Below are 25,667 nucleotides of genomic sequence, written 5' to 3' on the forward strand. Positions count from 1 at the left end.
GCGACGCGCTCATGCGATTCAGCTCCCCCTGACTGGTTCGCCGCCCGCGTGGGGCGTCCCACCATCATAGGATCGACGTGCGTGCCGCCATCCCCGCCGTTGGTTGGCGTATCGGTGCGGATGTTCCTACCACGTGGAGCGGGTCGCCGCGGAGGCGCACCGGGTCGCCGCGTCGCGGTCAGGACTCTGTGGACTGCTCACCGACTGGCTGACCGGACCGCGCCGTCAAGGCCCGCGCCCGGTTCCGTGCCGACGGCCACGGGTCGGGACCGTAACCCGTTGCGGGAGAGGAGGGTCCGGTCGGTACGATTTCCTCCGAGGTGGACGGGGAGGCCGGCAGGCCGGGACCACTGTCCACCCTGACCTAGGTGTAGGGGAGCCATGGCCCGGATACTGACCGTTTCGTCACAGCGAGCGGGGGCCTACCCGACGATCCAGGACGCCCTTGAGGTCGCCACCGACGGGGCGGTGATCTCCCTCGAACCAGGCGTCTACCCGGAGAGCGTCCGCTTGGTCGGGCGCCGGTTGAGCCTGGTGGCGGCGAAGGAAGCCGGCTCGGTGACAATCGATGCCACCGGCGCCGACGGACCTGCGGTGACCTGCCGGGACGGCGAGATCACCCTGCAGGGTCTGGTGCTGAAGGCCGCCGACTATCCTGCGGTGCAGGCGTCCGGAGGCCGGCTGACGGTCGAGCGTTGCGAGGCGAGCGCCGGTTACGCGGCCGCTGTCAGCGTCGGTGACGGCGCCATCCTGACGGCCACCGACGTGAAGGTCTCCGCGGGCCAGTACGGCTTCATCATCGAGGATGCCGGTGGGGTTCTCGACAAGTGTGAGATCAGGGACATCGCCGACGACGGAATCATCGTCCGACTGGGTGCGAACCCGACGATCCGCAACTCCACGGTGGCGGGCTGTGGTTTCCGTGGTTTCTACATCTACCAGGCCGGCCGGCCTGCGATCGAGCGTTGCGACATCTCCGGTACCGGAGATGTCGGCATCGCGATCGCGCACCAGAGTTCACCAAGCATCACGGACAGTTGGGTGCACGACACGCGGGGCGTTGGCATCAGGTTCGACCGAGGCTGTGCCGGTCTGGTCGAGGGCACCCGGGTGGAGGACACCGCGACGCCTGGTATCCAGGTCGAAGAGGGAGCCACCCCCACTATCCGGCCGTTGGAAGACGGACTGCACCGACCAAAGGTCGGCATCGAGGCAATCGAGGGTGCCACGAAGCAGGACACCGCGCAGGTCGACAAGCTTCTCGCCGAACTCGATTCGATGATCGGGCTGGCCGGTGTCAAGGCCGAGGTACGCGCCCTTATCGACGAGATCCAGGTCAACGAGTGGCGGCGCGGTGCCGGCCTGGCCGTCGGCGCGGCAAGTCACCACCTGGTCTTCACCGGTGCTCCCGGAACCGGCAAGACCACCATCGCCCGGCTCTACGGGCAACTCCTCAAAGCGCTCGGCGTACTGCCGAACGGGCAGTTCAAGGAGGTCTCGCGGCGCGATCTGGTGGGCCAGTACATCGGACACACCGCCGAGAAGACGACCTCGGTATTCGAGGAGGCACTGGGCGGAGTGCTCTTCATCGACGAGGCGTACACCCTCTCGCGGTCGGGTGGTGCGAGCGCCGACTTCGGTCAGGAGGCCATCGACACACTGGTCAAGCTGATGGAGGACCGCCGCGACGAGGTCGCGGTCATCGTGGCGGGCTACACCGACGAGATGCGGGACTTCCTGAACGCGAACGCCGGTCTGGGCTCCCGGTTCGCCAAAACCCTCGAGTTCGAGAACTACGACCCGGACGAGCTGGTCCTGATCGTCAAGCGAATCACCCGCAACGACGACTACGTGCTGGGTGCGGGGCTCGGCGACGCTCTGCTGGAGTGGTTCGGGCAGATCGAACGTGACCGCAACTTCGGCAATGCCCGCGAGGCCCGAAAGCTGCTGGAGGGCATGCGGAAGGCGCAGTCGGGACGGCTGCGGGGGCTTGGCCGGATGCCCTCGCGCGACGACCTGCGCACGCTCGTCCTGGACGACCTGCTGGTGGCGACCCGATAGCGAGTCACCGATCACCGACGAACCTCAGCAGCCGCCCATCACAACCGGCGGCTGCGCCGTGTGGCGGAGCCGGTGAACGTGACCACCGCCGGGACGGCAGTCACGCGGCCGAGAACAGCGGGAGCGGGCGTACGTCATAGCGGTCGAGGTAGCGGCCCGGATCGGCTTTCAGCACCGAGGCGATCACCGTGCCGAACACGTCCCGGAAGTCGACAGTCGCCTTCAGGTCACCGTCGTCGAGGTCGGTCAGCGGCGGCTGCTCCCCGTAGAAACCGCCAGCCACCCCCGGACCCAACAGGAGGACCGGACTGGCGGTGCCGTGGTCGGTGCCGTCGGAGGCGTTCGCCCGGACCCGACGGCCGAACTCGCTGTAGACCACGACGGTCACCCGGCGGCCGGTCTGGGTCCGTGCCATCCGCCTCACAAACGACGTGAGCGCGGCGTCGAGCTGCCGCAACAGCCGTTCGTGCCCGGGCACTTCCTCAGCATGTGTGTCGAAACCGCCGAGGCTGACCGAGTAGACCTGAGTGGGAACGCGGGCCTCGATGCACGTGGCCACCAGTGAAAGCTGGGCGTCGAGCGAATTGTCACCCCCGGTGCCGGTGGCGGTGGCGCCCGGTCCGGCATCCGCGCCGGCCGTGTTCATCGCCCGCTCCGCCTCCCGGGTCAGTTGGTCGATCGTGAGTAGGTCGGCGTAGGAGGCGGCGGCCCGGGAGCGCGCCGGAGACTCACCCGGATCGGTGCGTCCCAGTGCAGCGACCATCTCGGCGCTGATCCCGCTCGGCAGCCGCAGGCCACCGGTGCTCACACAGGAGCCGGCTCGGGTTTCGCCGACAAGCAGGGGCGGGAGCACGGACTCGAAGCTGACCGCAGTCTCCGGAGCGGCGTTCACACTGTCCAACCATCGGCCGATCCAGCCGGTTTCGACCGGACCCTTCGGGGACGCGGTCTGCCAGATGTCCATCGACTGGAAGTGGCTACGGTCGGGGTCCGGATAACCAACACCGAGGACGATCGCCAGCCCCTTGTCGTCCCAGAGCCCGCGCAGCCCGGTCAGCGCCGGGTTGAGTCCCAGCGCGTCGTCGAGCCGGAGCACTGTGTCGGCCGGGTACGCCAGCTCGGGTCGCAGTGAGTGGTACACGGGGTCGGCGTACGGGATCACCGTGTTCAGACCGTCGTTGCCGCCGTACAGGGTCACCATGACCAGCCTGTCGGCGTCGCTGTCCTGAGGGGACGTATCAGAGGCGGTCGCGAGCAGCTCGGCGAGACCGAGCCCGGTGGCGCCTGCGGCGATGGCACCCGCGCCGACCACTCCGGAGGCGAGCAGGAACTTCCGTCGAGTCACCGCGTCCATGTCAGGTCACCAGGTACTCCGGGCTGGCCAACCCGAGGGTCAGCAGGTGACGGGGATCGCTCGTCTCTGTCAGGGCGGAGTAGGTCCTGTTCGTCCACGTGTCGACGGTGAGTAGGTGCGCCAACTCATCCGGGGTCGTCGGTCGGGTGTCGACCAACTGGGCGAGCTTGCCGGCGAGACTCAGACGGACCTGCGCCGCTCCCACGGTCAGCCAGGACGCACCAGCGGGCCAGCCCGCGACACTGGGTGGCGCGAACGGCACCTGACCGAGCCGTTCCAGCCCGTAGATGACCTGTTCCATCGTCGCCACGGGCAGGGTGCCCAGCCGCAGCCCCAACTGTCGGGCCGCGCCAACCAACCACTCCACCGGTTGCTTCACAAGGTTGCCACGGCTGACAGGGAAGGCCTCGTCCATCAGGAGCGCCCGCAGCATGGCCATCGAGTCGGGGAAGGCGGCAACCATCCGGTCCTGTGTCGGCCCGGGGATCGGGGCCGTCGACGAGGCGTAGCGGTACCAGAGTCTGGCGGCGACGAAGCGGGGGCACTGCGGCTGCGAGAGCAGGAAGTCCACCAGCGAGTGCGCGTTGAAATCTCTCGTCACACCGAGGATGGTCTTCTGCCCGGTGTCGTACGACGGCGGGTTGAAATACGTCCGTACGGCGTCGTAGTCGATTTTCCAGCCGGTCAGCGCCCGACCGGCTTCCTTGACGTCCCGCTCGCTGTAGTTCCCGACGCCGAGGGTGAAGAGTTCCATCAGCTCCCGGCCGAGATTTTCGTTCGGCGCGGACCTCGTGTTGAGCTGCCCGTCGAGCCAGTAGATCAGCGCCGGGTCGGTGATCATCCGGTGCGCCATGACCGAGAAGTCGAGCGAAGCCCGCAGCGTTTGGTGCTGGGACAACATCAGATGGGCACGGATGACCTTCTTGACGGACGTGGCCCAGTGACCATGCCAAAAGAAGATCAGCTTTTCCGTGCCCTGGTGGTCGGCGACGGTGAGTCGGTCCAGCCACCACTGGGTTATCGCCAGCGTCTGTTGCCGACGCTGCTCGTCGGCGGTGCTCCGTTGCGCCGGCGTCGGGTCGCTCAGCCGCGTGTACGGGTCCGGTTCAAGGCTGGACATCGGTGCGGCGAGCGCGCCGATGTCCAGCCCGGTGGGCGACGTCAATGCGGCGACGGTCGCCTGGTAGCCGGCCTTGCGCGCCGCGTCCAGGTCTGTCGCCTTCGGGCCGAAGCCGGTCCGCCGCAGCAGCAACGCGACGTCGTCGGGCATACCTGCCAATATATGCCACTGTCGTGCGCCAGGACTCGGACGGCTCAGGCTGGCGCAGCGATCCCGCAGGACGGCTCAGGGCTGCATCGCCGGGGCGCCAGACACCGAGGTGTACGCGAGGTCAAGCTGCCGCGACACGGCCGACAGGCTGTGCTCCGCGACTGCCCACCGCCTACCCTCAGCGGCGAGCTGCTCCGTGCCCGGTTCCCGGTTCAGCATGCCGATCACAGCGGTCGTCCAGCTCTGCGGGTCTTCCGCGATCCGCACGTGGACGTCGTCACGTACCCCGGCGCGATCCGCGACCGTGGCGGTGGTGACGGTCGGCACGCCGGCAGCGAGGGACTGGATGAGTTTCATCTGGACCCCGGTGCCCCGAAAGATCGGCGCGATCGCCACCGTCGCCACCTCGTAGTGCGGCTCGATCTCCGGGACGTCCGCGAAGAGCTCGATCCCGTTGCCGTTCCTGACCAGGGACTGCACCACTCGGGGCGGATCCGACCCGACGATCCTGAGCCGGGCGTCGGGAACACCTTGCCGGATGCCGTTCCAGCATTCGCGTACGAACCACAGCAGGCCAGCCACGTTCGCCTCGTAGCTGAGCCGTCCGACGAAGAGCACCATCGGCGCCGTCTCCGCGCCGTGTTCCGCCGCCGGCCCGGTGTCGCGGCGACGAGCCGGGAAGTCGTACGGGCTGCGGACGAGATAGGTGTTCGGCCGCATCGCGCCGTGCGACGGCGGGGCGGAGAGCATCAGCGGTACGCCCATCCGTACCAGCTCGTCCTCACGGGCGCGCATCCGCCGGGATTCGATCCGGCCGAGCGTCCGCCAGGCGAGGTTCGGACCATGCGCGGCAAGTTGCTCGTAGTACTCGCTGCGGAACTCGTCCAGGTCGACGATGACCGGCGTACGACCACAGGTTTCGACAAGATGGACGGTCCGGAAGACGTTGAGGTGGACCGCGTCCGGGCGCCAGTCGTCGAGGATCGTTTCGAGCGCAGCGGTCAGGGCCCGAGGGCTCGCGTACCCGTGTTGCAACGACCGTCCCGTGACCAGCGCACGTAGGGTCCGGACCAGGGCACCCGGGCGGGGGTTGGGGACGAGGGTCCGAACCGGCACCGGGAGGTCGTCGGCGAGCCGTACCTCCGCCTCATTGTGCACCAGCGAGAGGAAACGCACCTCGTGTTCGGCGGCGAGCGTCCGTAGCAGCGCGAGGCTACGCGGTCGCATCGGCGACGGCACCCAGGGCGCCACGAACAGAATCCTCATACCGGAAGCCTCCCCAGTGCGCGCGCAAGCAACCGCTGGCGCCGTGTGCCGTGCTTGGAAAAATAGACGGTCATGCCCGATCTATACAATCGACGCTTGCCGACCACGGCGGTACTGGTGCTCTCCTTGTGGTCGGCGACGCTCGCCCCGACCGAAGCGACCTGCCAACCGTGCTCGCGCATGCGCCGGCAGATGTCCACGTCCTCGTAGTAGAGGAAAAAGTCCGGGTCGAAGCCGCCGACTGCGCGGAACGCCTCGCGCCGCACAAGCATGCAGAAGCCCGACACCCAGGCGACCGAGCGGGTCTGCGGGGTCGGTTCGACCGCCAGGTAGCCGAGCATCGGCACCCGCGACCGGAGCAGCGCCGAGCGGGCCAGGAAACTCTTGAGCCAGTGGGGCACGAGATAGTCCACCCGCAGCGCCGCCAGCCACTCCTTCGCCATGCTCGGCTCCGGCCCGGAGGAGACGCCGTAGCCCCCGGCCGGATAACGCATCAGCGGCGCTACCGCGCCGAGCCCTGGTTCGTCGACGAGCGCGTCGACCAGGGCCGCGAAGTCCGTCCCGGAGAGACTGCAGTCCGGGTTGAGCAGGAAGTACGCCTCGGCGTCCGGCGCCGTCGCAACGGCAGCGTTGATCGCCGCCCCGAACCCCACGTTCGGCAGCACCAGGACGTGCGGCGTGTACCGCTTGGCGACCTCTGCGCTGCCGTCCACGGACGAGTTGTCGGCCACCACGATCCGCTCCAGCGGGAGCGCCGTCAGGCAACCCAGACTCTCCGGCAGGTCGTTGGCCGAGTTGTACGCGACGACGATCGCGGCGATCCTCACCGGGCGCTCGCGGTTGCGTAGGCGTCAAGGTACCCGAGCACCGTGTCGTCCCACCGGAAGGTGCGGTCGATGTGCGCACGCGCCCGACGTCCACGCGTGACCGCCTCGTCGGGTGAACCGACGACCACGCCGACCGCGTGGGCGATCTGCTCGGGTGTCGACGCGATGAACAGGTTCGTGGCATCCCCCCGGACCGAGGCCGCCGGCCCGGGGGACGTGACCACTGGGCAGCCCAGGGCCATCGCGTGTACCACCTTCATCAACACGCCGCCACCGATGATCGACGGCACGACGACCGCGTGCGCGGCCAACATTTCCGTGCGGAGGTCAGGCACTGTGCCGGTTACTACGAGCCTGTTGTCCAGGTCGGCGAGGGCGAGTACGTCCGGGGACGGGTCCGCACCGACGATTCTGAGTTCCGCGTTCGGCAGGGTCCGCCAGACGATCGGCATCACCTCCCGCGCCAGGTGCTGCACCACGAGGACGTTCGCCCGGCGCCACATCGCCCCGGCGAAGACCAGCCGCGGTCGGGAGCTGTCCCTTGGCGGCGACCAGCAGACCTCGCCGAGATCGACGCCGGGTCGGGCGAGGACCGTGTTCGGGTTGTACCTCGATGCGGTGTCGAAGTCGGCGTCGGCAAGGGTCAGAACCGCCCCCGCCCGGCGGATCGCCCCACGTTCGAAGTGGCGGGTCCGGAGCAGTTCGGCCAGCCGGTACGCCCGTTCGACACCGCCGTCGGCGGCCCGGTAGGACTCCCGCATCACGCTCTCGGTGATGTCGTGCAGGCCGAGCACGGAGTTCCGGCGGTTGGTGAGAGTTTCGGCGCTCTGGAGGTACTCCGCGTGAACGACGTCCGGCCGTAGCCGGCCGACCAGTTCGGCGGCCTCCAGTGTCGCCTGTCGTGGCCATGCCTGCCGCAGCCAAGCCGGTCGCCGGCCGAACCGGTCCCACCGACCCGGTGCGCCTGGCACGCTCGAACGCAGCAGCGTGTAGTTGAGGTCCTGGACCTTCGCCGGCGCGGTCGCGGGCCGATGCTGCGGCGAGTACACGAACAGTTCGGTCTTCTCGGCCAGGCGGGGCACGAGCCGTGCGATGGTGTCGGCTGCGGCGTGTGGCTGGGTCAGATCCGGGGCGTACGGGGTGAGCAGCAGGACCCGCATCAGCCCAGCCTCCTGAGCGTGGAGGCGACAAACTCCCGTGCGACCCTGCCCTGGCGGGCGGCCCGGTCGGCTGCCTCCCGGAAAAGGTCGGGTGAGTCGACCGCCGCCACGGCCGTGTGGTGCAGCGTCTTGACATCTACGTCCGGCGCGACCACGAATCGTTCGAGCCCCAGATCGACGAAGGCGTCGTGCACCTTGCGTTCGTACGCGATCGCCACCGTCGGGACGCCGAGGACCACGGCCATCACCGCGGCGTGCAACCGGGTGCCGATGACGAGCCTCTGCCCGGCGAGCTCGACCAACCACTGACCGAGCGCTCCGGCGAGCGGACCCTCGTTCCTGCTGTCCAGCGGGTTGCCGGCCAGGCCGAGTACGTCGCCGAAGGCCCGGCGGTAGATGTCCCGGTCGTCTTCGCCCCTGGCGTCCTGCCCGAAGGCCATCGGAAGGAACTGTCCCGTCCAGCCGTCGGCAGTCAGCCGGTCCAGACAGCCACGGAGGGAGACCAGCAATCGGGCCTCGGTGTCGGGGGCAAGCGGTCGCATCGACAGCGCGAAGCCACGCCGCGTCGCCTCCGCCGTCGCACCGGCGGTTCCCGAACGCAGCTCGGGCAGCGGCAGCGCGTAGGCCAGGTCCCCGATCACCTGCGCCTTGCCCCCGAAGTACGAGGCGCTGCGCTGGTCGCGTACGCCGATCGCCATGGACGCGGCGCCCAGCACGTGCAGCAACTGCCGGCCGACCGGTGTGCCTCCCTCCCGGACGCCCGCCCCGACTGGCGCCACCGGTGTGCCGGCCAGCCTGGCCATGCCGACGATCCGTGAGAACAACGCCAGGGTCCCGGGCCACGGCAGGTTGGGAGACCGCTCCTGAAACACCGTTCCAGGGCCGAGGAACAGAATGTCGCAGTCCCGGATCGCCCGTTGTACCGCGCTCTGCCGTCCCACCGCACCGCGCGACCGCAATGTCGGCATCTGCTCCGCGTCGACGCCGTGCAGTGCGGCTACCCGGCTCGGGTTCGGGGAGAAAACGACAAAGGACGCGCTCTCGTCGACCGATCGGACACACGAGACGAGCGTGTGTAGAAGGATCTCGTCGCCGAGATTGTCGGAGCCGAACCACCCCGCGATTCCACATCTCACCTGACAGTCGCCCTTCGATCCGTGTCCGTGCTGCTCTCACCGTCCTGCGTCAAGCCGGCGGTGTCGGTCTCCGTTGCCTGCCGGGCGGCTCGTCGCTGCCGGAGAAAACCGAGCAGGGCCAGGGCGAGCAGGACGACGCCGGGAACCGGGGCGGCCAGCGCCGGTTCTTTCAGCACTGCCAAGGCGGCGATCAGCGCAGCCGCCGCGAGCGCCGTGCCGGAGACCGAGAGCAGCACCGGCCGTACCAACGCCCGGATCCGGAGGAACCAGAGCAGTGATCCCGCCACGATCAATTCGGTCAGCACCGTCGCCCAGGCCGCGCCGTGGGCGCCGTACCGACCGTCCAGCGCGAGGTTCAGCGCGACGTTGCCGCCGAGGCTCAGCACCAGCACCAGCAGGCGACTGGCGGCCCGGCCGTGGGCGAGCAGCGTGGCGGAGAGCCCGAAGTTGGCGAACCGCAGTGCCAGGAACAGGGCAAGGATCATCGCGAGCGCCAGGATGTCGTCACCTTCGCCGCCGAACAGCACCACTACCGCGATCGGGAGGGCGAGGCTGATCACGCCCGCTGCGATCTGGCCGCAGATCCGGAAAAACTGGAAGATGACGACCGGGTCGTCTGACGGCGGATGGTCGGGCCGCAGGCGTGGGGCGGCGTACGCGACCGCACCGAGTCCCATCGAGGCCGCGACCTGCACGGCGGGACCGATGATGGCCGCTGCCGAGACGTACTGGCCGACCTGGCTCGCGGAGACGAACATCGCCAGGACGAAAACATCGCCGCGGAAGTAGAGGAGGCCGAGCAGGTCGGATGCGAAGTATGGCAGTGACCGCCGGAGTTGGGCCGCCGGATCGACCCGGCCGGACGCGCGAAGCTGGCGCCAGATGCCGACGACGAGGAAGGCCGTGGCGGACCGGAGGATGGCGGCGACCGCGAAGTAGCCGGCTGCTTCGCCGAAAGTCAGGCCGTCGCCCAGCCACGTCTCGACCGAACAGGCGGCGATGAGCAGCAGCCCGGTCGCGGAGTTGGTGAGCGGTTCCAGCCAGGCGGAACGAGTGCCCCGAACCAGAACCCAGGCCGTCTCGTTCCACTGCTCCAGGAGGCTGGCGACGAATATGAGAAAGAAGCCGAACTGGATCGCCCGGGGCAGCAGGCCCCCGGCAACCGGGTACGCCACCGCTGCGGCCAGCAACAGGGGGAGGAGCCGACCAGTGTGAATCCGGGCCACCTGCGGCGCCGAGACCAGACCGGCCGCGACGTCCCGGGTCAGGTACATCGGAAGTCCGACGGAGAGCGCGGCGGCGGTGAACGAGGCAATCAGGGTCGCGAGTCCGTAGTAGCCGACCGCCTCGGTGCCGGCGCCTCTGGCCAGCAGCGCCATCGCGACCAGGGTGGTCATCCGGGTGGAGATGGTAGAGACGCCGAGTAGGCCGGACGTGATCGTGAGCGACGGGCGTCGCCGTTTCGGCGCCTCGACCTCAGAGGCGGACATCAGCACGTTTGGCGTACGGTTCGCCGATGCGTGCGCCGAAGTAACCCATGACCAGCGAGAAGATCAGGAAGTAGGGTCCCTGGAGCAGGCCCCAGCCGGTCGCGCCGATCAACACGATGCCCGGTAGCGCGCTCACGAGGACCCGGGCGGTCGGGTCCGCTCCCCGACTGAGCCGGACGCGCCGGATCGCCCGTACGGCCACGACGAGGAACGGCAGCCAGAGCAGGACGGCGCCCAGGATGCCGAGTTCGGCGGCGCTCAGCAGGAAGATGTTGTGGACCGGGACGCCGGTTTCGGTGAGCCGGTCGGTGGCGCCGATCACGGCGACGTACCCGTTGGGGCCGACGCCCGCCCACGGGTGGTCTCCGATGGCTGACAGGGCGACCTGCGTGATGTGTGGCCGGGCTCCACCGGTCGGGTCCGCCATGAACCGGTTGATCAGCCACGGTAGCGACGCCAGGCCCAGGACGACGGTCGTTCCGAGGATGACGAAGTGTTTCCGCTGCCACCGCCCGCCGGCGAGTTCCAGCAGTACGGAGATGAGGATCATCGCCATGACGGCGGCAAGGACCGCGCGGCTCTGGGTGAGGGAGGTCCCGACGAATACGGCGCCCAGCGTCAGCCAGACCGCAACCCGTTCCCGCGCCGTACGTTGTGGAAGCGTGAGCACACAGAGCCCGCAGAAGAACAGCACCTTCGACAACTCGCCGGGGTGGCTGGTCAGTCCGGTGGCACGACCGTGCACGTCCAGTGCCTGCGCTCCGGTGACCTCGCGCAGCGGAAAGCCGAGGACGGCCGCCACGATCGCGCCGAGCTGGACCCAGGCGACGGCGGCGAACACCCAGGCCAACGCCGATCCGCCGCGGTCCTGGTGGTGGGCCGCGACGCCGATGGCGAACGCGATCGCGCCCAGGCAGAGGTGCAGCAGCCCGGAGACGGTCCGTGGCGACCAGCCCCAGGCGACGACGGTGAGCGTGAGCAGCCAGAGCAGGAAGGGTGCCCAGGGCAACAGGCCGGCACGGAACCGGCGCCCCGCCAGCATGACCATCAGCAGGCTGGACAGTCCGAGCGTGAGCGTGAATGTGTACAGCGTTGGTGTCGCGTTCGTGATTCCGGCGTAGATCGGGCTTTCGGCCGGCAGTAACGCGACTGGCACCAGCCCGAGCGTGACCACGAGTAGGCCGGTCGTGACCCGTTGCCCTGGGTCGGAGATTGCCAGGACGAGCAGGGACCGGATTGCCGCCAGCCGGGATGCCCTCACCGGACCTGTGGTCCCGGCGGGACGCCCGCTGTCGACCGGGTCGGCCACCGTGTCGTTGGACATCACGAACTCCATGCGTTGCATCAGGGGCTGACCGGACGCTCCGGGGTGGCTGACGATGGTCGACGCGGGGATACGCCGTCACACCGGAGCAGGCGGGCTCATCATAGGCATGGAAGCGTCACGGCGGAGACGTTCCCGTGCCGCCTAGAACGCGGCTGCCTGCCGGACTCCATTCGCGACCCGGCGCACCTCGTCCACCCAGTCCGTCGGTGCGGTCATCCTGAGTACGAGCTGCCGGTCGACTGTGCCGCTCGGGACGCTTCTCCGGTAGCCGACCACCGTGAGACCGTAGCGCTGCTCGCCGTCGAGGGTCAGTGTCTCGGCAAGCGTGGCGTACTCACCCGCGTAGCGCCACTGCTGGCCCCACGCGTCCTCGGCCTGACGCATCGTGGTCCGGCGCGCCTCGTCGCACGGTTTGGGGCAGTCGCGGACGATCAGTTCGCCGCCGATCGTGCCGCCGTCGGCATGGGTGGTGCCGCAGTTGTACCTGACGAACCCCTGGGCATTGCCGTCCATGACGCAGTCCCACGTGGAGGGGACGGTGAGAGCGAAGCCGATCCCGTCGAGGGTGAGCGTCTGGACCCGGCTCGTCTGGTCGAACTGTGGCCAGGACGTCGGCCAGTTCCCCGGTCGCGGCGGTTCGATGCCCGGTCGGACCGGTCGCGATGTCGGTACCGGCGTCGACGGCGGAGCGCTGGTGGGAGCCTGGCTCTGCGGCGGGCTGCCGTCCGGCCACACCCGCAGACCAACCACCGCGCCAGCGGCGACCACGACGATGACGCCCACGATCGCGATCAGACGTCGGTTGCGGCGGCCCGCTGGTGCGGTGGCGGTTGGCGCGACGCCGGGCCCGTCCGGGTAGGTCGCCCCGTGCGAGTAGGCAGGCCCGTACGAGTACGGGCCTGCCGGTGGCAACGGGCCCGCCGGTGACGGCGTGGGCGGTGACGAGTGCGGTGCTCCCGACACCGGGTACGGCTGTCCCGATGTCGGCAGTGGTGGTCCGGAGACCGACCACTGCGGTTCGGTGGAGGACAGTGGTGGCACCGAGACCGGTTGCTGTGGCGGTACGGAGTACGGCTGGACCGGCGACACAGGCTGTGCCGGGGTGGAGAACACCTGCGGCGGAGCGGCCCACGGGTCGATCCGTGGCAGGACGTGCGTTGGCTCGGTGGTGTCGGCGGCAGCCGAGGATCCGGCCGGGGCCGTTGGGGGGCCGGGGATCGGACTACCGCCGGAAACGGGTTGCTCGGCGGGAGGAGAACTGTCGGTGGGATCGGTGGCTGCGGTCGCTGGCTGTGGCTGCCCACCCTCCATTGCTTCGATGGGCGGCGATGCGCCATCGTGCAGGTCCGGTGGTACGGGGTGGTACTCCACGCCGAGAGCCAGGAAGACCCGCTCGGCGCCGGGTCCGTCATCTGCGGCGAAGGCAGCCCATGGGGCAGAGGTGGCAAAGTCGGCGAAGAGCAGCCGAGTCCCTCCCGTTTGGCGTGCCGCCAATGCGTTGACCGCGGTGGCGAAGGCTTCCCGCCACCGCGGGTCGGTTGCGGCCCGGGCATCGAGGACAACCACTGTGAGGGGTGTGCCCGCCTGGTCGACGGCCGACCAGACAGTGCCCACCTCAGACGATCCCAGCGCCTCGATCAACTGGTATGGACTGTCCGGCTGCATCCGACCCCTCCCCGCTCTTCAGTGCGGCATACTAGCGATCTGCGGCTCGCCCAGCCCAGGCGCCCGCGCGGGAGGTTGGGGATCGCTCGGCCGACCGTGTGCGACCGTGTCGAGGACTGGCCTGCTACCGACAGCGCTTGCATCAAGCGCGGCACCCGTCGCACTGTCAGCGCCAGTGATAGGGCCGGGTCAGGCCAGTGTCGACGCATACGACCAGCTTGCAGGCGCCCTGGAGCACTGGGACTGGCGGCGGACCAGCACGTGGACACGCTTCTGATCTGGACGGTCGGTGAGCCGGAGTGGCGCCCCCCCGCAGCGTGGACGAGTCCAGACGAAGACGCGCGAAGCAGCCGGGGTTCGTACGATTGTCAGCGGTTTCTGACCGAAAGTGCCCCTGGCTGAGATACGCATCGCCGATACGAACGACACTTCGGCCGGATGGACGGCCGCATCCTGTCCAGGTGGATGCGTTGCCAGGCGGAACCGGGGCCGACCCCCGTCTTGCCGGCCCCGGTTCCGCCTGGCGTCAGCCCGCGTACGGCTGTCGGGTCCGGGCCTCCCGCAGTGCCTCACCCCACCAGACGAGCTGGTCGAGCAGGGCCTTCGCCGCCGCGTCACAGTCCGTCGGATCGTGTGGGCGTCCATCCGGACCGAAACGCGCCCAGGCGCCGTGGAAGCTGACCGTCTCGCGCACCGTCACCGCGTGAAGTTCGGCGAACACCTGACGCAGGTGCTCCACCGCCCGGAGGCCGCCGGAGAGCCCACCGTAGGAGACGAAGCCGACCGGTTTGGCCTGCCACTGCGTGAAGTGCCAGTCGATGGCGGCCTTGAGTGAGGCCGGATAGCTGTGGTTGTACTCGGGGGTGACCACGACGAACGCGTCGGCCAGGTCGAGTCGACCGGTCAGGCTGGCGAGGACCTGCGCCACGTCGGCCGGAGGTTCCTTGGTGAGCCCGGTCGGCAGCGGGGTCTCCGCCAGGTCGATGAGGTCCACGGTCAGGTCGTCGCGTTGCTCGGCGTGGGCGACGAACCACCGAGCGGCGGTGGGTCCGAAGCGTCCCTCACGGTTGCTCCCAATGATGACCGCCACCCGCAGGGGTGGCCGGGCGGTCGAGCTCTGCTCTTCTGCGTCCATCTGCGTCCACTCTCTCTGATGTTGATGACTGTCCGTTGTCTGACGGCGACAAGATGGACGGTAGAACCTCAACATTTGTTAAGGTCAAGGGCGACCGAAAAGAAAGAGCGTGAGCATGGACGAACTGACCGTCGGCGAACTGGCGGCACGCAGTGGCGTGGCCGTATCTGCCCTGCACTTCTTCGAACGGCAGAACCTCATCAGCAGTCGCCGTACCGCGGGAAACCAGCGCCGGTACCGGCGCGACGCGCTGCGCCGGGTCGCGCTGATCCGCATCGCCCAGCGCGTCGGGATCCCGCTGGCTCGGGTCGCCGAAGTGCTGGCCGTGCTGCCGGACAGCCGTACGCCCAATCGGGAGGACTGGCGGCGGCTGGCCGAGTCCTGGCAGGACGAACTGGACCAGCGGATGCGCCACCTCCAGCAACTGCGCGACGAGTTCACCGACTGCGTCGGATGCGGGTGCCTGTCACTCGACCGTTGCCCACTGGTCAACCCACAGGACCGGCTGGGCGCCCAGGGCCCCGGGCCGAGACGACTGCTCGGCCCCGCCACGACCACCACCGGCGACTGCGCGCCGAAAGACCCACCGAACCCGTCGACCACCAGCAAGAAGACGTGCGGCTACCAGCCCCCGGCCGACGACGACACCTGTGTACCGGTCGGCTGAGTCCGAGAGCGGCGCCCGGTAGCGCGAACACGATCTCGAATGGACCGGGCGCGCCTCGGACGGCAACCGCGACCAGACTGAGAAGCTTTTTCACATGCCCCGTACCGTCGGCACGCCCGCCGTCCAACGTCCATCGGCCCAGGCCGCCCTCACCACCGGGCCGGTCGACTTCACCGAGGCGTGGCTGCGTAACCGGCGACTCTCCGAACACACCCGGGCGGCGTACCGGCGCGACATCGCCGGATGGCTCTCCTGGTGCGCCGGACGCGACCTCGACCCGTTGCGGGTGACCTTCCTCGACGTCAACTCCTACGGCCGGGACCTGGAGTCGACGGTCGATCCACGCAGTGGCCGTTCCCTCACCCCGGCCACCGTGGCCCGCAAACTGTCGGCCCTGTCCAGCTGGTACGACTTCCTTGCCCGGTTGCGGGCGGTCGAGGCAAACCCGGTCTCCGGGGCCGACCGGCCCCGGGTGAGCCGGGACCACTCCGCCACCGTGGGCATGACCCCGGACGAGGTCGACGCGCTGCTGGCCGCCGCAGCGGCTGACAGCGGCCCGACCGCTGCCCGTAACCGGGTCGCCCTGGCGTTCCTCGCCGACCTGGGGCTGCGGGTCGGGGAACTGGTCTCGCTCGACGTCAGTGACCTCGGCTACGAACGCGGGCACCGCAGCATCCGATTCGTCGGCAAGGGCGGACGGGCCCGCCGCCGTGCCCTCACCCCCGGCACCGCGTACGTGCTGGACGCGTACCTGCGGGACCGGGCCGCGACCGAACGGATGCCGGTCGAACAACTCACCGGGCCACTGCTGGTCACCGGGACCGGTGGACGACTCGACCGGCACGCGGTGTTCCGGCTGGTCCGCCGGCTCGCCCAACTCGCCGGGATCCCCGCCTGGGCCAAGCTCTCCCCACACTCGCTGCGCCACGCGTTCGCCACCACCGCCCGATCGGAGGGGGTGCCGTTGGAGGACGTGCAGGACGCCATGGGGCACGCCGATCCGCGCACCACCCGCCGCTACGACCGGGACCGGCACAATCTCGACCGGGACCCGGCGTACGCGATCTGGGCCGCCCGCGCCCGGCGCCATCCGGCGGACCCGGACTGACCGGCCCCGGTCCTGCCGTACGTTCACCGCTCGGGCGACACCATCCGCCAGATGCCCAGCCGGTAGTCACCGGTACGGCACACCAGGTCGACCGTCCCGACCCGGCAGTCCATCACACCGGGTGGCAGGGCACCGAGAATGTGCACGTCGGCACCACGCTCGACGGCGACAAGGGGCCGTTCCACGGTGGAGCGCAGCAGGAGCCGGGCGCCGTTCGTGGCACCCCGGGGCAACGGACCCCAACCTCGCCGTGGTGCACCGCTCTGAAGCTGGGCACCGGTGGCCGGATCGAGGACCGTGGCCCGCTCACGGTTCTCGACGCAGACCAGGCCCCCACAGTCGCGGAGATCGGCGACGATCCGAGGACCCGGTCGGCTCCACCGTGGCGTCAACTGGGGCAGGGCGTACCCGCTGATGAGGGACTCGCCGGAGCTACCGGGGTGACGCAACACCAACTGGCCGCCGACCACCACCGGATTGTCCGGCGCGTAGTCCGCCGGGGGCAGCTTCCCGGTGGCGACCACCGCCCCGGTACGCAGGTCGTGCAGGTTGACCACGCTGCTGTCGTGCAGCACCAGGAGCCGATCCGGTGTGCCGGGAACCAGTTCGCCGACCGCCGTCGACGGCAACGACAACGTCCACCGGGTCGAACCAGTGGCCAGGTCGACCGTTTCGATGGTGCCCTCGATCCGGCGACCGGCACCGGATGCGCTGCGCACCTCCGAGGTCGCCACACCCGTGGCCGTACCGGCGTCGACCAGCAGCAGGCCGGGGCGCTGCCAGCGGACCTGCCCGGTCCGGGCCGAACGGGCCGTGGTCGTGATCCGACGCCCGAGTGCGTCCATCTCGGCGACCAGCAGCAGATCACCGACGAGTTCCCCGGCGAACGACGCCGCGCCGGTGACCGGCACCTCCCAGAGCCGGTCACGCCCGGGCAGGTCGTACGCGGCGAGCGTCATCGGCGCAGCGGTCGTGTCCACGGTCAGCAGCAGGTCACCGGCGAGGAAGAAGTTGACCCGGGCGGAAACGTCCAACTCGCCGAGCCGACGCAGGTCACGTGCGAGCGGCTGCGCCGCGGTGACCGACAGGAGCACCAGCAGCGCGGTCAGACAGAGCACCGGCCATCTGACCGCGACCCGCCGGGCGCGAGCCGATCGCGGACGGTCCTGCTCGGGAACACCCCGTTCGGTGCCGAGGTCGATCAGAGCCACCGGGTGGCTTTCCATCGCATCTCCCGCTCGTCGGCGTCGCCGCCGCTACCCGGTGGATCCCACTGCTACCGGTCGAGCGTAGCCATCACGGGCGGCGTTGCCCGCCGGACCGCTCGATCAGCCGGCGACGCACCGGGATTCACCGCGTGTCGCACACGTATCGCCGCTACCGGTCCCCACCGAACCGGGCCGTCCCACCGGCGACCCGGTGAGGCGTGCTAGCAGAGCACATCCAGGTGATGGTGGGCGTCGGCGGCGATCTCCTCACCGCGTAGCCAGCGCCGTACCCACAACCGGGCCGCCACCTCGGCCAGTTCGTCCCCATCCGTGGCCTGCTCGACCAGCACGGCGGCGGCCACTGCGTACGCCAGACGCAGGGCGAACCCGCGGGCCCCGGCGACCACCGCCACCGCGTCGGGGTCGGCGGTCACCTCGTCGACGGCGGCACGCAGACGGCGGGCCGTGGTGGCGAGCGCGTCGGCCAACGCCGGGTTCAGCCGTCGGGCGGTGTCGACCGCCAGGTCCAGCCGGCTCAACAGGGGTGGGGCGGCGTCCTCACGCACGATCGCCCGGAGGACGTCGAGGGAGAGTACGTTCGTCGTGCCCTCCCAGATCGGCAGTACCTGGGCGTCGCGGAGCAGTCGCGGCACCCCGGTGTCCTCGACGTAGCCGGCGCCGCCGAAGCTTTCCACGTATTCGCTGGCGGAGGCGACGGCGAGCCGTCCGGTGGCGAGCTTCGCCAGCGGGGCCACGATCCGCAACTCGGCCGCCGCGCCCGGGTCGGCGCCCACCTCCACCCGACCGAGCAACGAGAACGCGTGCCCGGCGAGCGCGAACGCGCCGGCCGCGTCGACCGCGAGGGTGCCGAGCGTGGCCCGGTGCAGGGGTGAGGCGGAGAGCAGTCCGCCGGCCACCTGACGGCTGTCGGCGTACGCGCGGGCGTAGGCGAGACCGCGCCGCATCCCGGCCGCCGCGGCGGCGGCGTTGTGCAGCCGGGTCACCACCACCAGCGTCATCGCCCGGGTCAGGCCGGGTTGGGTCGGGTCACCCAGCGGCAACGCGTACGCGTCCGTCAGCCCCACCTCGGCGGTCGGCAGCGCCCGGGTGCCGAGCTTGTCCTTGAGCCGGTGCACGGTCACACCCGGTGCGGGCGCCGCCGGGTCAACCCCGACCTCGGCCAGCGGCGAGTCGGCGGCGTAGCGCGGCACCAGGAACGGGGCGAGGACCCGGCTGCCCCGGGGCATACCCTCCGGTCGGGCCAACGCCACCGCCATCGCGGAGTCGGCGGCGGAGCAGAACCACTTCTCCCCGGAGAGCCGCCAGGAATCGTCCCCGGCCGGTCGGCCGACGGTCGACGACCGCGCCAGGTCGGAACCTCCCTGCGACTCGGTCATCCACTGGCCGCTGGTGATCGCGGTCTCCGGGTCGGTCGCGGTCAGCCGGGGTAACCAGGTGTCCCGTACCGCCGGGTCGACCTCGGGGCGGGCCAGCAACGCCGCCGCGCCGTCGCTCATCGCGACCGGACAGGAGAAGGTCGCCGACTCGGGCCCGTACAGGTGCAGCAGGGCATGTTGCACCACCCGGGCGGCGGCTCCCCACTCGCCCCGGGCCTGCGCCTGGTAGGGGAGGGCAACCACCGCGTGCCGGGCGGCGGCGGCCCGCTGGGCCTGCCACCCGGCGGAGGTGTCGATCCGGTCGATCCTGGCCCCCCACGGGCTGTACCGCACCAGCGTGGGTGGGTGCTCCTCGGCGTCGGCGTGTGCGGCCCGCAGCGGCCCGTTGACGTCGGCGGCGAGCGCGGCGAGTCGACCCGACGCTGCGGCGTGTCCGGCGGGTCCGAGTTGCCGGTCCAACCAGGAACGCAGCAGCCGGTCGTCGGCGTAGGGGTCACCGGGTGGGGTCACCGGCTGCACGTAGCGGGCCATCGTCTGCTCCTGCGCCGAGCGGGGGTGGTTGGCGGGATGCGCTGACGGTAGACCACACCGAACGGCGGCAACAGGCCACCGATTGTCGACAATCTATTACCCCACCGGGGGGCGTGCTCAGCCGTGCGCGTCGGCCGTGTCGCTGGCGTACAGGTCGAGCACCATCGTGTCGGAGCCGCCGTTGCGGCCGACCACCCTGAAGCCCACGCTGGTGTAGAGCGACGCGGCCCAGTTGTCGTCCTCCACGCTGAGACTGAGCTGTTCCCAGCCCAGGGCAAGGGCCTGGTCCGCGACCGCCCGCAGTAGCGCCCGGCCGATGCCCCGTCCTCGGTGCCCGGGCAGGACGGCCATGCTGAGTTCGGGTACGTCGACGTCGACGTACCCGTAACCGGGGTCGTCGGCCGGAAACACCCGTGCCCATACGGCGCCGAGCGGGTCACCGGCCTCGTCGATGGCGACCGTGCCGAAGTCCGATGGCCGCTGCCACCCGGTCACGTAGTGCATGACCTGCGGGTCGGCTTCCATCTGTGCGTGGGTCAGTGCCGGCTCGTCGGCCCAGTTGAACGCCTCGAACAGCAGCCGGTGCAGCAGCTCACGATCATCGGGGGTGGCGGCACGCAGGTGCATGGTCGGTCAGCGCTCCAGGGCGGTCGACGGCAGGTCCAGGGCGGCCCGGACCAGTGCCAGCGCCTGTGGGGCCGGGACGCCCAGTCGGCGGCTCTCCTCGGCGTAACGCTCGGCGAGCCGCTGCGCCTCGATCCCCACCTGGGCCGCGCGGGCGGTGACGACCGTACCGTGCCGCCCCCGGGTTTCGACCAGACCGGCCTGTTCCAACTCCCGGTAGGCGCGGGCCACGGTGTTCGCCGCGAGGCCCAACTCCTCGGCGAGGTGCCGTACGGTCGGCAGGCGGCTGCCAGCGGTCAGCTCACCGGCGGCAGCCAGCGCGGCGATCCGCGCCCGGACCTGCTCGTACGGTGGGACCGGCGAACTCGGGTCCAGTTCGATGAGAGCGATTGACCGAGGGTAGCAACGTGAGTTCCTGCGGTGGGGCGTGGGAGGTCTCTACCGTCGGTAGGCGTGGCGTACGAGGTCGCGAGATCGCAGGCACGTCCTGGACGGGGGCTGCGCCGGGCGCTGCTCGTGGTCGGCGTGACGCTCTTCGTCTGTTGTGTGGGCGCGGCCGGTCTGGGCGCCTGGAACTACCAGTCGATCCGGCTCGCGCAGGGCCCGGCGAAGAAGGCTGCCGAGACGTTCCTGAGCGCGGTGAGCTCCGGTGACCACGAGGCGGCGTACGGGCGGCTCTGTCCGGCGACCCGGGAGCAGTGGAGCCTGCCCCGGTTCGCGTTACGGGCGCAGACCCCGTCGGCGATCGCCCGGTACGCGGTCGAGGACGTCAAGATCTCCAGCAAGGACGGGCAGCAGCGGGCCACGGTCTCGGTCGCGCTGACCCGGCAGAGCGGGACGGTCGACCAGCACGAGGTGCCGGTGGTCAAGGGCGACGACGGCTGGCGGGTCTGCGGTAACCCGTTCTGAGCTGGTACGGCCCGGGGCAGCCGGTCGTCGCCGAACGGGCGGGCCGCTCTGGCTCAGCCTCGGGGACCGAGGTTGCCGGTACGGAAGTGACGCCGGCAGAGAACCTGGTAACGCACGTCGGCGCTGACCACCGTGTCGCCGATGACCACCTGCTGCCCCTCCCGGACCACCACACCGTCGACGACCCGGGCGTTGAGCAGCCCTTCCCGGCCGCACCAGCAGAGCACCTCCACCTGGATCCGGGTGACCTCGTCGGCGAGTTCGAACAGTCGTTGGGCTGCGGGGAACAGCCCCGAGCGGAAGTCGGTGGCCAGACCGAACGCGAAGACGTCGACGTCGTAGTCGTCGACGAGTTCGGCCATCTGCTCGACGTGTTGCACCGTGTAGAAGCACGCCTCGTCGCAGATCAGGTAGTCGACCCGCAGCCCTTCGGCGCGGCGTCCGCGTACCAGGGCCCGCAGGTCCAGGTCGTCGGTGACCTCGATCGCCTCGTGCGCCAGCCCGATCCGGGTGGTCACCTGCGGACCGAGCGAGCGGTCGATGCGGGTGGTGACCAGTCCGCCCCGGCCCTGCCGCGCGTGGTTGTAGTTCATCTGCAGGGCCATGGTCGACTTGCCACAGTCCATCGGCCCCCAGAAGAACTTCAACGCGGCGGCGTGCAGCGGCCGGCCGTCGCCGGCCGACCGGGCCGCGTAGGTCTGGTCGGCGCCGGGTCCCACGTACGGTGGGGGCGCCAGGCTGGCGGGGGGAACGGCAACGTCGTCGGTCACGGTCGGGCAGCCTAACGCATGGTGAACAGCGGCCCCCTCCTGTCCGGGCCGTGGTCGGTCTCGCTCACAGCACCCGGGGCGGCGTGTTTCCGGCGGCCACGATGGCGCGTCGGATCGGGACCGCGAGCAGGAGCACGAATCCGACCACGAAGAAGATCAGTAGCGAGACCAAGCCCACCCGGTAGCTGTTGGTGAGCTGGAACACCAATCCGAAGGCGAGTGGTCCGAGCCAGCTCGTACCCTTGTCGCTGATCTCGTAGAAGCCGTAGTACTCGCCCTCCTTGCCGGCGGGAATGAGCTGGCTGAACAGCGACCGGCTCAGGGCCTGGCTGCCGCCGAGGACCAGGCCGATACCGGCACCGAGGACCATGAACGGCACCGGCGCCTCGGCGGGGAGCCGGAATGCCGCCAGGATCACCACGGTCCAGAGCACCAGGCTGAGCAGCACGGTCTTCCAGGCGCCGATTCGTTTCGCCAGGGCGCCCAGCAGGAGCGCGCCGCCGAAGGCGAGGAACTGGACCAACAGGATGGTGACGATCAGGGTGGTCTGCTCCAGTCGCAGTTCCTCGGTGCCGTACTGGCTGGCCAGGGCGATGACGGTCTGGATGCCGTCGTTGAAGACGAGGAACGCGAGCAGGAAGAACAACGTCAACGGGTACGCCTTGAGGCCCCGTATGGTCCGACCAAGCTGACGGAACCCGTCGGTGAGCAGGTTGCCGCCGGTGCTGGCCTCGGCCGCCGGGCGTTCCCGCAGCCAGCGCAGCGGCACCAGGGTGAAGGCCGCCCACCAGACGCCGGCCGAGACGATCGACCAGCGGGCCAGGTCCAGGGTGCGCTGGTGGTCGCCCTCCACGCTGAACATGGTCACGATGACCAGGTTCACCGCGAGCAGCAGGCCGCCGCCGAGGTAGCCCAGCGCCCAGCCTCGACTGGAGATCCCGTCCCGGTCGTCGGGGCCGCCGAGCTGCGGCAGGAACGAGTTGTAGACCACCACGCTGGCGCCGAAGGCGATGTTGGCGATCAGGAACAGGACACCGCCGAGCAGGTACCGGTCGCCGGTCACGAAGAACATCGCGATGGTGGCGGCGGCGCCGACGAAGGCCGCCCCGGCCAGCAACCGCTTCTTGTGCGCCGACCGGTCGGCGACCGCGCCCATCACCGGCAGGACGAACACGGTCAGGAAGACCGACAGCGACACCAGGTACGGGAAGTACGAGCCGGCCGCCACCTTGATCCCGAGTGGGTACACGTAGCCGGAGCAACTGTCGGCGCCGAGTTCACAGCCGGCGGCGAGTTCGGTGACCGTGGTCAGGAACGGGCCGAGGAAGACGGTGATGACCGTGGTGGAGAAGGCCGACATCGCCCAGTCGTAGAAATACCATCCGGTCCGCTCCTGCCTGGTGCTGGGCGGTGGTGTACCGGTCACGGAGACGGAGACGGTTTCGGCCATCGGTGGTCCTTCGACGGGGGTTGGGCGGCGGGTCCGGTCCGACCTAGGGGGTTCGGTCGGCGGGCCAGTGACCGCGGCTGAGGTACACGTCGCGTAGCACGTCCACGCGATCGGTCATGATGCCATCCACGCCGAGGTCCAGTAACTCGTGCATCTGTGCGGTTTCGTCGATCGTCCAGACATGCACCTGGAGGCCCAGGCGGTGGGCGTAGGTGACGAACCGTCGGTCGACCACCGGGATCCGGCCGTAGCGGACCGGGACCTGGGCGGCGACCACCGACGGCGGCAGGATCAACCGCCGTCCGGTCAGCGACGCGAGTCGGAGTCGGGCCACGCCCCGCATGCCGAGCGAGGTCGCCACCTTCGGTCCGGCGAGGGCGCGCAGCCGGGCGAGTCGCGCGTCGCTGAACGAGGCGAGCAGCACCCGGTCGGCCGCACCGGTCCGTTCCATCGACGCGATCGTGGGGGCGATGCCGCCGTCGGCCTTCACGTCGATGTTGAACCGCACCTGTGGCCAACTGCCGAGCACGTCGTCCAGGCGTGGTACGGCCGCCGCCCCGCCCACCCGTACGCTGGTCAGATCGGCCCAGGTCAGGTCGGAGATCCGGCCCCGCTCCCCGGTGAGCCGGGCGAGGGTCTCGTCGTGGAACACGACGGCCACTCCGTCGGCGGTGCCGTGCACATCGGTCTCGACGTACCGGTAGCCGAGGTCGATCGCGCGGCTGAACGCCTCGGCGGTGTTCTCGTCGCCGTCGGCGGCGCCGCCCCGGTGTGCGAAGGCCAGTGGTGTCGGCGCGTCGAGGTAGGCGAAGTGCTCGGTCACGCAGCGCAGTATGCCGGCCGGAGGTGGCCGCCGGGTGTCCGTCACTCGACCGGTGTTGGCCGGCAGGTCGCCGAATATGGGTGTGTCGGGTTCGACGAGACCCCGGTTCGTAACTACCCTTGCGCCCATGACTCCTTACGGGATCGATCCGGTGGCGTGGCAGGAGAGCTGGGACCGCCAGCAGGAGGGTTACCTGCCCGATCGGGAAGAACGCTTCGCCGCGCTGCTCGACACGGTCGAGGCCGTCGCCGACGGGCCGGGCGTCACCATCCTCGACCTCGCCGGCGGCACCGGCAGCATCTCCCTACGGGCGCTGCGCCGGTTCCCGTACGCGACCACCACGCTGGTCGACGTGGACCCGGTGCTGCTGACCATCGCACGGGAGTCACTGGACCAGCGCTCCACCGTGGTCACCGCCGACCTGCGCGACCCGGACTGGACGGCCGGTCTGCCGCGACACGACTACGACGCGGTGCTGACCGCCACCGCCCTGCACTGGATCGCCCCGGAACGCCTCACCGCGCTCTACGCCGAGATCCGACAGGTGCTGCGCCCCGGCGGGGTGTTCGTCAACGTCGACCGGGTGCCCGACGACGGCCTGTCCGGGCTCGGCGCCCGACTTGGCGACGTCGCCCGGCGGCGCCGCGAGTCGCGTCACGCCGCCGGTGCGGTCCTCTCCTGGGACGCGTGGTGGGACCACGTCGCCAAGGACCCGGTCCTTGGACTGTTACTGGAACAGCGCCGTCAGGTCTTCGCCGAGCGACACGAGACGGAGTGGAACCCGCCGCTGTCGTGGCACCTCGACACGTTGCGCACCGCCGGCTACACCGAGACCGGTCTGGTCTGGCGGGGTGGCCGCGACGCGGCCGTGGCCGCCGTTCGCTGAGCCGCCCACGGCCGGTCGTGTGGCGCCGGAACCGCATGACCGGTCCGCCCCGTCGAACCGGTCATGCGAACCATCGGAATTGCCTCCGCCTCGCTGACCGTCACCGCCCTGCTCACCACCGCCTGCGACGCGTCCGACGCCCCGACCGAGCGCTCGCCGTTTCCGCCGCCAACCGCCCCGGTCACGGTCGCGGCGACCTGCCCGACGCCGCCCCTGTCCCGCCCGCCCCTGTCCGGGTACGACCCCGGCCCGGCCGGGAACGTACCGGCCAGTTTCGTGGCGGTCGCCGCACTGCGCTGCACCGCGCCGCCGAACGGGTCCGCCGGACCGGTCAGCGCCCAGGAAGATCGGCTCGACGGGGAACTCGACGGGCTGCTCACCGTGCTGGCCACCCCGTGGGCCACCGAGCGGGCCGACGTCTGCCCAGCGGACCATCGGGTCCACCCCTATCTGGTCCTGCTCGCCGCCGACGGGACCGCGATCCGCCCGGCGGTGCCGCTGGACGGGTGCGGCCAACCACGCCGGGAGGTGATCGACGCGATCGCCGCCCTGCCGTGGCGGTCGGCCCCGGGACCGACCCGGTGAACGGGGCTGACCCGCCGG

At 70.2% G+C, this 25,667-nt stretch carries 23 protein-coding genes; 6 read left to right on the forward strand and 17 right to left on the reverse strand.

Going from position 1 to position 25,667, the window contains the following annotated elements; all coding sequences use genetic code 11:
* Nucleotides 1–381: 381 nt before the first annotated feature.
* The gene (locus ACIBF5_RS19640) at nucleotides 382–2,061 is read left to right on the forward strand and encodes a right-handed parallel beta-helix repeat-containing protein (RefSeq protein ID WP_396813513.1); all 1,680 of its coding nucleotides are present in this window, start codon (nucleotides 382–384) and stop codon (nucleotides 2,059–2,061) included.
* A 100-nt stretch (nucleotides 2,062–2,161) separates the two neighbouring features.
* Here ACIBF5_RS19640 and ACIBF5_RS19645 read toward each other — a convergent pair whose 3' ends face one another.
* From ACIBF5_RS19645 to ACIBF5_RS19690, 10 genes are all read right to left on the reverse strand, one after another.
* Nucleotides 2,162–3,415: a DUF1501 domain-containing protein gene (locus tag ACIBF5_RS19645; RefSeq protein ID WP_396813515.1), complete on the reverse strand. Its 1,254-nt coding sequence runs from the start codon at nucleotides 3,413–3,415 to the stop codon at nucleotides 2,162–2,164.
* A gap of 1 nt (nucleotide 3,416) precedes the next feature.
* Nucleotides 3,417–4,685, reverse strand: a complete 1,269-nt coding sequence (locus tag ACIBF5_RS19650) for a DUF1800 family protein (RefSeq protein ID WP_396813517.1) — start codon at nucleotides 4,683–4,685, stop codon at nucleotides 3,417–3,419.
* 75 nt (nucleotides 4,686–4,760) lie between these two features.
* Nucleotides 4,761–5,951 carry a glycosyltransferase gene (locus ACIBF5_RS19655; protein ID WP_396813518.1) on the reverse strand — a complete coding sequence of 397 codons (1,191 nt, stop codon included), beginning with the start codon at nucleotides 5,949–5,951 and terminating at the stop codon, nucleotides 4,761–4,763.
* Nucleotides 5,948–6,778, reverse strand: a complete 831-nt coding sequence (locus tag ACIBF5_RS19660) for a glycosyltransferase (RefSeq protein ID WP_396813520.1) — start codon at nucleotides 6,776–6,778, stop codon at nucleotides 5,948–5,950. The genes ACIBF5_RS19655 and ACIBF5_RS19660 overlap by 4 nt, the downstream gene beginning before the upstream one ends.
* Nucleotides 6,775–7,938: a glycosyltransferase family 4 protein gene (locus ACIBF5_RS19665; RefSeq protein WP_396813522.1), complete on the reverse strand. Its 1,164-nt coding sequence runs from the start codon at nucleotides 7,936–7,938 to the stop codon at nucleotides 6,775–6,777. The genes ACIBF5_RS19660 and ACIBF5_RS19665 overlap by 4 nt, the downstream gene beginning before the upstream one ends.
* Entirely contained in the window at nucleotides 7,938–9,074 is a 1,137-nt protein-coding gene (locus tag ACIBF5_RS19670) for a polysaccharide pyruvyl transferase family protein (RefSeq protein ID WP_396813524.1), read from the reverse strand. The genes ACIBF5_RS19665 and ACIBF5_RS19670 overlap by 1 nt, the downstream gene beginning before the upstream one ends.
* Nucleotides 9,071–10,564: a lipopolysaccharide biosynthesis protein gene (locus ACIBF5_RS19675; RefSeq protein WP_396813526.1), complete on the reverse strand. Its 1,494-nt coding sequence runs from the start codon at nucleotides 10,562–10,564 to the stop codon at nucleotides 9,071–9,073. The genes ACIBF5_RS19670 and ACIBF5_RS19675 overlap by 4 nt, the downstream gene beginning before the upstream one ends.
* Entirely contained in the window at nucleotides 10,551–11,888 is a 1,338-nt protein-coding gene (locus tag ACIBF5_RS19680; RefSeq protein WP_396813528.1) for an O-antigen ligase family protein, read from the reverse strand. Before ACIBF5_RS19680 ends, ACIBF5_RS19675 begins: the two co-directional genes overlap by 14 nt.
* A 144-nt stretch (nucleotides 11,889–12,032) precedes the next feature.
* Complete coding sequence (locus ACIBF5_RS19685; protein WP_396813530.1) at nucleotides 12,033–13,556, reverse strand: hypothetical protein; 1,524 nt, start codon at nucleotides 13,554–13,556, stop codon at nucleotides 12,033–12,035.
* A 526-nt stretch (nucleotides 13,557–14,082) separates the two neighbouring features.
* Nucleotides 14,083–14,691, reverse strand: a complete 609-nt coding sequence (locus tag ACIBF5_RS19690; RefSeq protein ID WP_396813531.1) for an NADPH-dependent FMN reductase — start codon at nucleotides 14,689–14,691, stop codon at nucleotides 14,083–14,085.
* 115 nt (nucleotides 14,692–14,806) lie between these two features.
* On the opposite strand from ACIBF5_RS19690, the gene soxR reads away from it, so the two are divergent.
* Both soxR and ACIBF5_RS19700 read left to right on the forward strand, forming a co-directional pair.
* Nucleotides 14,807–15,358, forward strand: a complete 552-nt coding sequence (gene soxR, locus ACIBF5_RS19695; RefSeq protein ID WP_396813533.1) for a redox-sensitive transcriptional activator SoxR — start codon at nucleotides 14,807–14,809, stop codon at nucleotides 15,356–15,358.
* 94 nt (nucleotides 15,359–15,452) lie between these two features.
* Complete coding sequence (locus ACIBF5_RS19700) at nucleotides 15,453–16,466, forward strand: tyrosine-type recombinase/integrase (protein WP_396813535.1); 1,014 nt, start codon at nucleotides 15,453–15,455, stop codon at nucleotides 16,464–16,466.
* 23 nt (nucleotides 16,467–16,489) lie between these two features.
* Here ACIBF5_RS19700 and ACIBF5_RS19705 read toward each other — a convergent pair whose 3' ends face one another.
* From ACIBF5_RS19705 to ACIBF5_RS19720, 4 genes are all read right to left on the reverse strand, one after another.
* Complete coding sequence (locus tag ACIBF5_RS19705; protein ID WP_396813537.1) at nucleotides 16,490–17,692, reverse strand: PQQ-binding-like beta-propeller repeat protein; 1,203 nt, start codon at nucleotides 17,690–17,692, stop codon at nucleotides 16,490–16,492.
* A gap of 203 nt (nucleotides 17,693–17,895) precedes the next feature.
* The gene (locus tag ACIBF5_RS19710) at nucleotides 17,896–19,602 is read right to left on the reverse strand and encodes an acyl-CoA dehydrogenase family protein (protein WP_396813539.1); all 1,707 of its coding nucleotides are present in this window, start codon (nucleotides 19,600–19,602) and stop codon (nucleotides 17,896–17,898) included.
* A gap of 117 nt (nucleotides 19,603–19,719) precedes the next feature.
* Complete coding sequence (locus tag ACIBF5_RS19715; RefSeq protein WP_396813541.1) at nucleotides 19,720–20,229, reverse strand: GNAT family N-acetyltransferase; 510 nt, start codon at nucleotides 20,227–20,229, stop codon at nucleotides 19,720–19,722.
* Between the two features lie 6 nt (nucleotides 20,230–20,235).
* Entirely contained in the window at nucleotides 20,236–20,616 is a 381-nt protein-coding gene (locus ACIBF5_RS19720; RefSeq protein WP_396813609.1) for a GntR family transcriptional regulator, read from the reverse strand.
* A 63-nt stretch (nucleotides 20,617–20,679) separates the two neighbouring features.
* Between ACIBF5_RS19720 and ACIBF5_RS19725 the strand changes: the two genes are divergently transcribed.
* A complete protein-coding gene (locus tag ACIBF5_RS19725) occupies nucleotides 20,680–21,135 on the forward strand; it encodes a DUF4878 domain-containing protein (protein ID WP_396813543.1) in 456 nt (151 codons plus the stop codon).
* A gap of 53 nt (nucleotides 21,136–21,188) precedes the next feature.
* Here ACIBF5_RS19725 and ACIBF5_RS19730 read toward each other — a convergent pair whose 3' ends face one another.
* The 3 genes from ACIBF5_RS19730 to ACIBF5_RS19740 form a co-directional block, all read right to left on the reverse strand.
* On the reverse strand, nucleotides 21,189–21,854 hold the full coding sequence (locus ACIBF5_RS19730) for a thymidine kinase (RefSeq protein WP_396813611.1): 666 nt from the start codon (nucleotides 21,852–21,854) through the stop codon (nucleotides 21,189–21,191).
* Between the two features lie 115 nt (nucleotides 21,855–21,969).
* Nucleotides 21,970–23,355 (reverse strand): MFS transporter, encoded by a 1,386-nt coding sequence (locus ACIBF5_RS19735; RefSeq protein WP_396813545.1) that lies wholly within the window; start codon nucleotides 23,353–23,355, stop codon nucleotides 21,970–21,972.
* A gap of 43 nt (nucleotides 23,356–23,398) precedes the next feature.
* The gene (locus ACIBF5_RS19740) at nucleotides 23,399–24,178 is read right to left on the reverse strand and encodes a glycerophosphodiester phosphodiesterase (protein ID WP_396813547.1); all 780 of its coding nucleotides are present in this window, start codon (nucleotides 24,176–24,178) and stop codon (nucleotides 23,399–23,401) included.
* Between the two features lie 127 nt (nucleotides 24,179–24,305).
* Between ACIBF5_RS19740 and ACIBF5_RS19745 the strand changes: the two genes are divergently transcribed.
* A complete protein-coding gene (locus ACIBF5_RS19745; protein WP_396813549.1) occupies nucleotides 24,306–25,064 on the forward strand; it encodes a class I SAM-dependent methyltransferase in 759 nt (252 codons plus the stop codon).
* Nucleotides 25,065–25,127: 63 nt separating this feature from the next.
* The gene (locus ACIBF5_RS19750; RefSeq protein ID WP_396813551.1) at nucleotides 25,128–25,649 is read left to right on the forward strand and encodes a hypothetical protein; all 522 of its coding nucleotides are present in this window, start codon (nucleotides 25,128–25,130) and stop codon (nucleotides 25,647–25,649) included.
* Nucleotides 25,650–25,667 lie beyond the last annotated feature (18 nt).

Origin of the sequence: Micromonospora sp. NPDC050417 (assembly GCF_044458865.1) — a bacterium.
Lineage (GTDB): Bacteria > Actinomycetota > Actinomycetes > Mycobacteriales > Micromonosporaceae > Micromonospora_G.

Excerpts from the sequence above, each read along its gene's own strand:
- soxR (WP_396813533.1), top strand. The coding sequence starts at position 14,807 with ATGGACGAACTGACCGTCGGCGAACTGGCGGCACGCAGTGGCGTGGCC.
- ACIBF5_RS19690 (WP_396813531.1), bottom strand. The coding sequence starts at position 14,691 with ATGGACGCAGAAGAGCAGAGCTCGACCGCCCGGCCACCCCTGCGGGTG.
- ACIBF5_RS19645 (WP_396813515.1), bottom strand. The coding sequence starts at position 3,415 with ATGGACGCGGTGACTCGACGGAAGTTCCTGCTCGCCTCCGGAGTGGTC.
- ACIBF5_RS19700 (WP_396813535.1), top strand. The coding sequence starts at position 15,453 with ATGCCCCGTACCGTCGGCACGCCCGCCGTCCAACGTCCATCGGCCCAG.
- ACIBF5_RS19640 (WP_396813513.1), top strand. The coding sequence starts at position 382 with ATGGCCCGGATACTGACCGTTTCGTCACAGCGAGCGGGGGCCTACCCG.
- ACIBF5_RS19715 (WP_396813541.1), bottom strand. The coding sequence starts at position 20,229 with ATGCACCTGCGTGCCGCCACCCCCGATGATCGTGAGCTGCTGCACCGG.
- ACIBF5_RS19745 (WP_396813549.1), top strand. The coding sequence starts at position 24,306 with ATGACTCCTTACGGGATCGATCCGGTGGCGTGGCAGGAGAGCTGGGAC.
- ACIBF5_RS19750 (WP_396813551.1), top strand. The coding sequence starts at position 25,128 with ATGCGAACCATCGGAATTGCCTCCGCCTCGCTGACCGTCACCGCCCTG.
- ACIBF5_RS19675 (WP_396813526.1), bottom strand. The coding sequence starts at position 10,564 with ATGTCCGCCTCTGAGGTCGAGGCGCCGAAACGGCGACGCCCGTCGCTC.
- ACIBF5_RS19655 (WP_396813518.1), bottom strand. The coding sequence starts at position 5,951 with ATGAGGATTCTGTTCGTGGCGCCCTGGGTGCCGTCGCCGATGCGACCG.
- ACIBF5_RS19665 (WP_396813522.1), bottom strand. The coding sequence starts at position 7,938 with ATGCGGGTCCTGCTGCTCACCCCGTACGCCCCGGATCTGACCCAGCCA.
- ACIBF5_RS19735 (WP_396813545.1), bottom strand. The coding sequence starts at position 23,355 with ATGGCCGAAACCGTCTCCGTCTCCGTGACCGGTACACCACCGCCCAGC.
- ACIBF5_RS19705 (WP_396813537.1), bottom strand. The coding sequence starts at position 17,692 with ATGGAAAGCCACCCGGTGGCTCTGATCGACCTCGGCACCGAACGGGGT.
- ACIBF5_RS19685 (WP_396813530.1), bottom strand. The coding sequence starts at position 13,556 with ATGCAGCCGGACAGTCCATACCAGTTGATCGAGGCGCTGGGATCGTCT.
- ACIBF5_RS19710 (WP_396813539.1), bottom strand. The coding sequence starts at position 19,602 with ATGGCCCGCTACGTGCAGCCGGTGACCCCACCCGGTGACCCCTACGCC.
- ACIBF5_RS19680 (WP_396813528.1), bottom strand. The coding sequence starts at position 11,888 with ATGTCCAACGACACGGTGGCCGACCCGGTCGACAGCGGGCGTCCCGCC.
- ACIBF5_RS19650 (WP_396813517.1), bottom strand. The coding sequence starts at position 4,685 with ATGCCCGACGACGTCGCGTTGCTGCTGCGGCGGACCGGCTTCGGCCCG.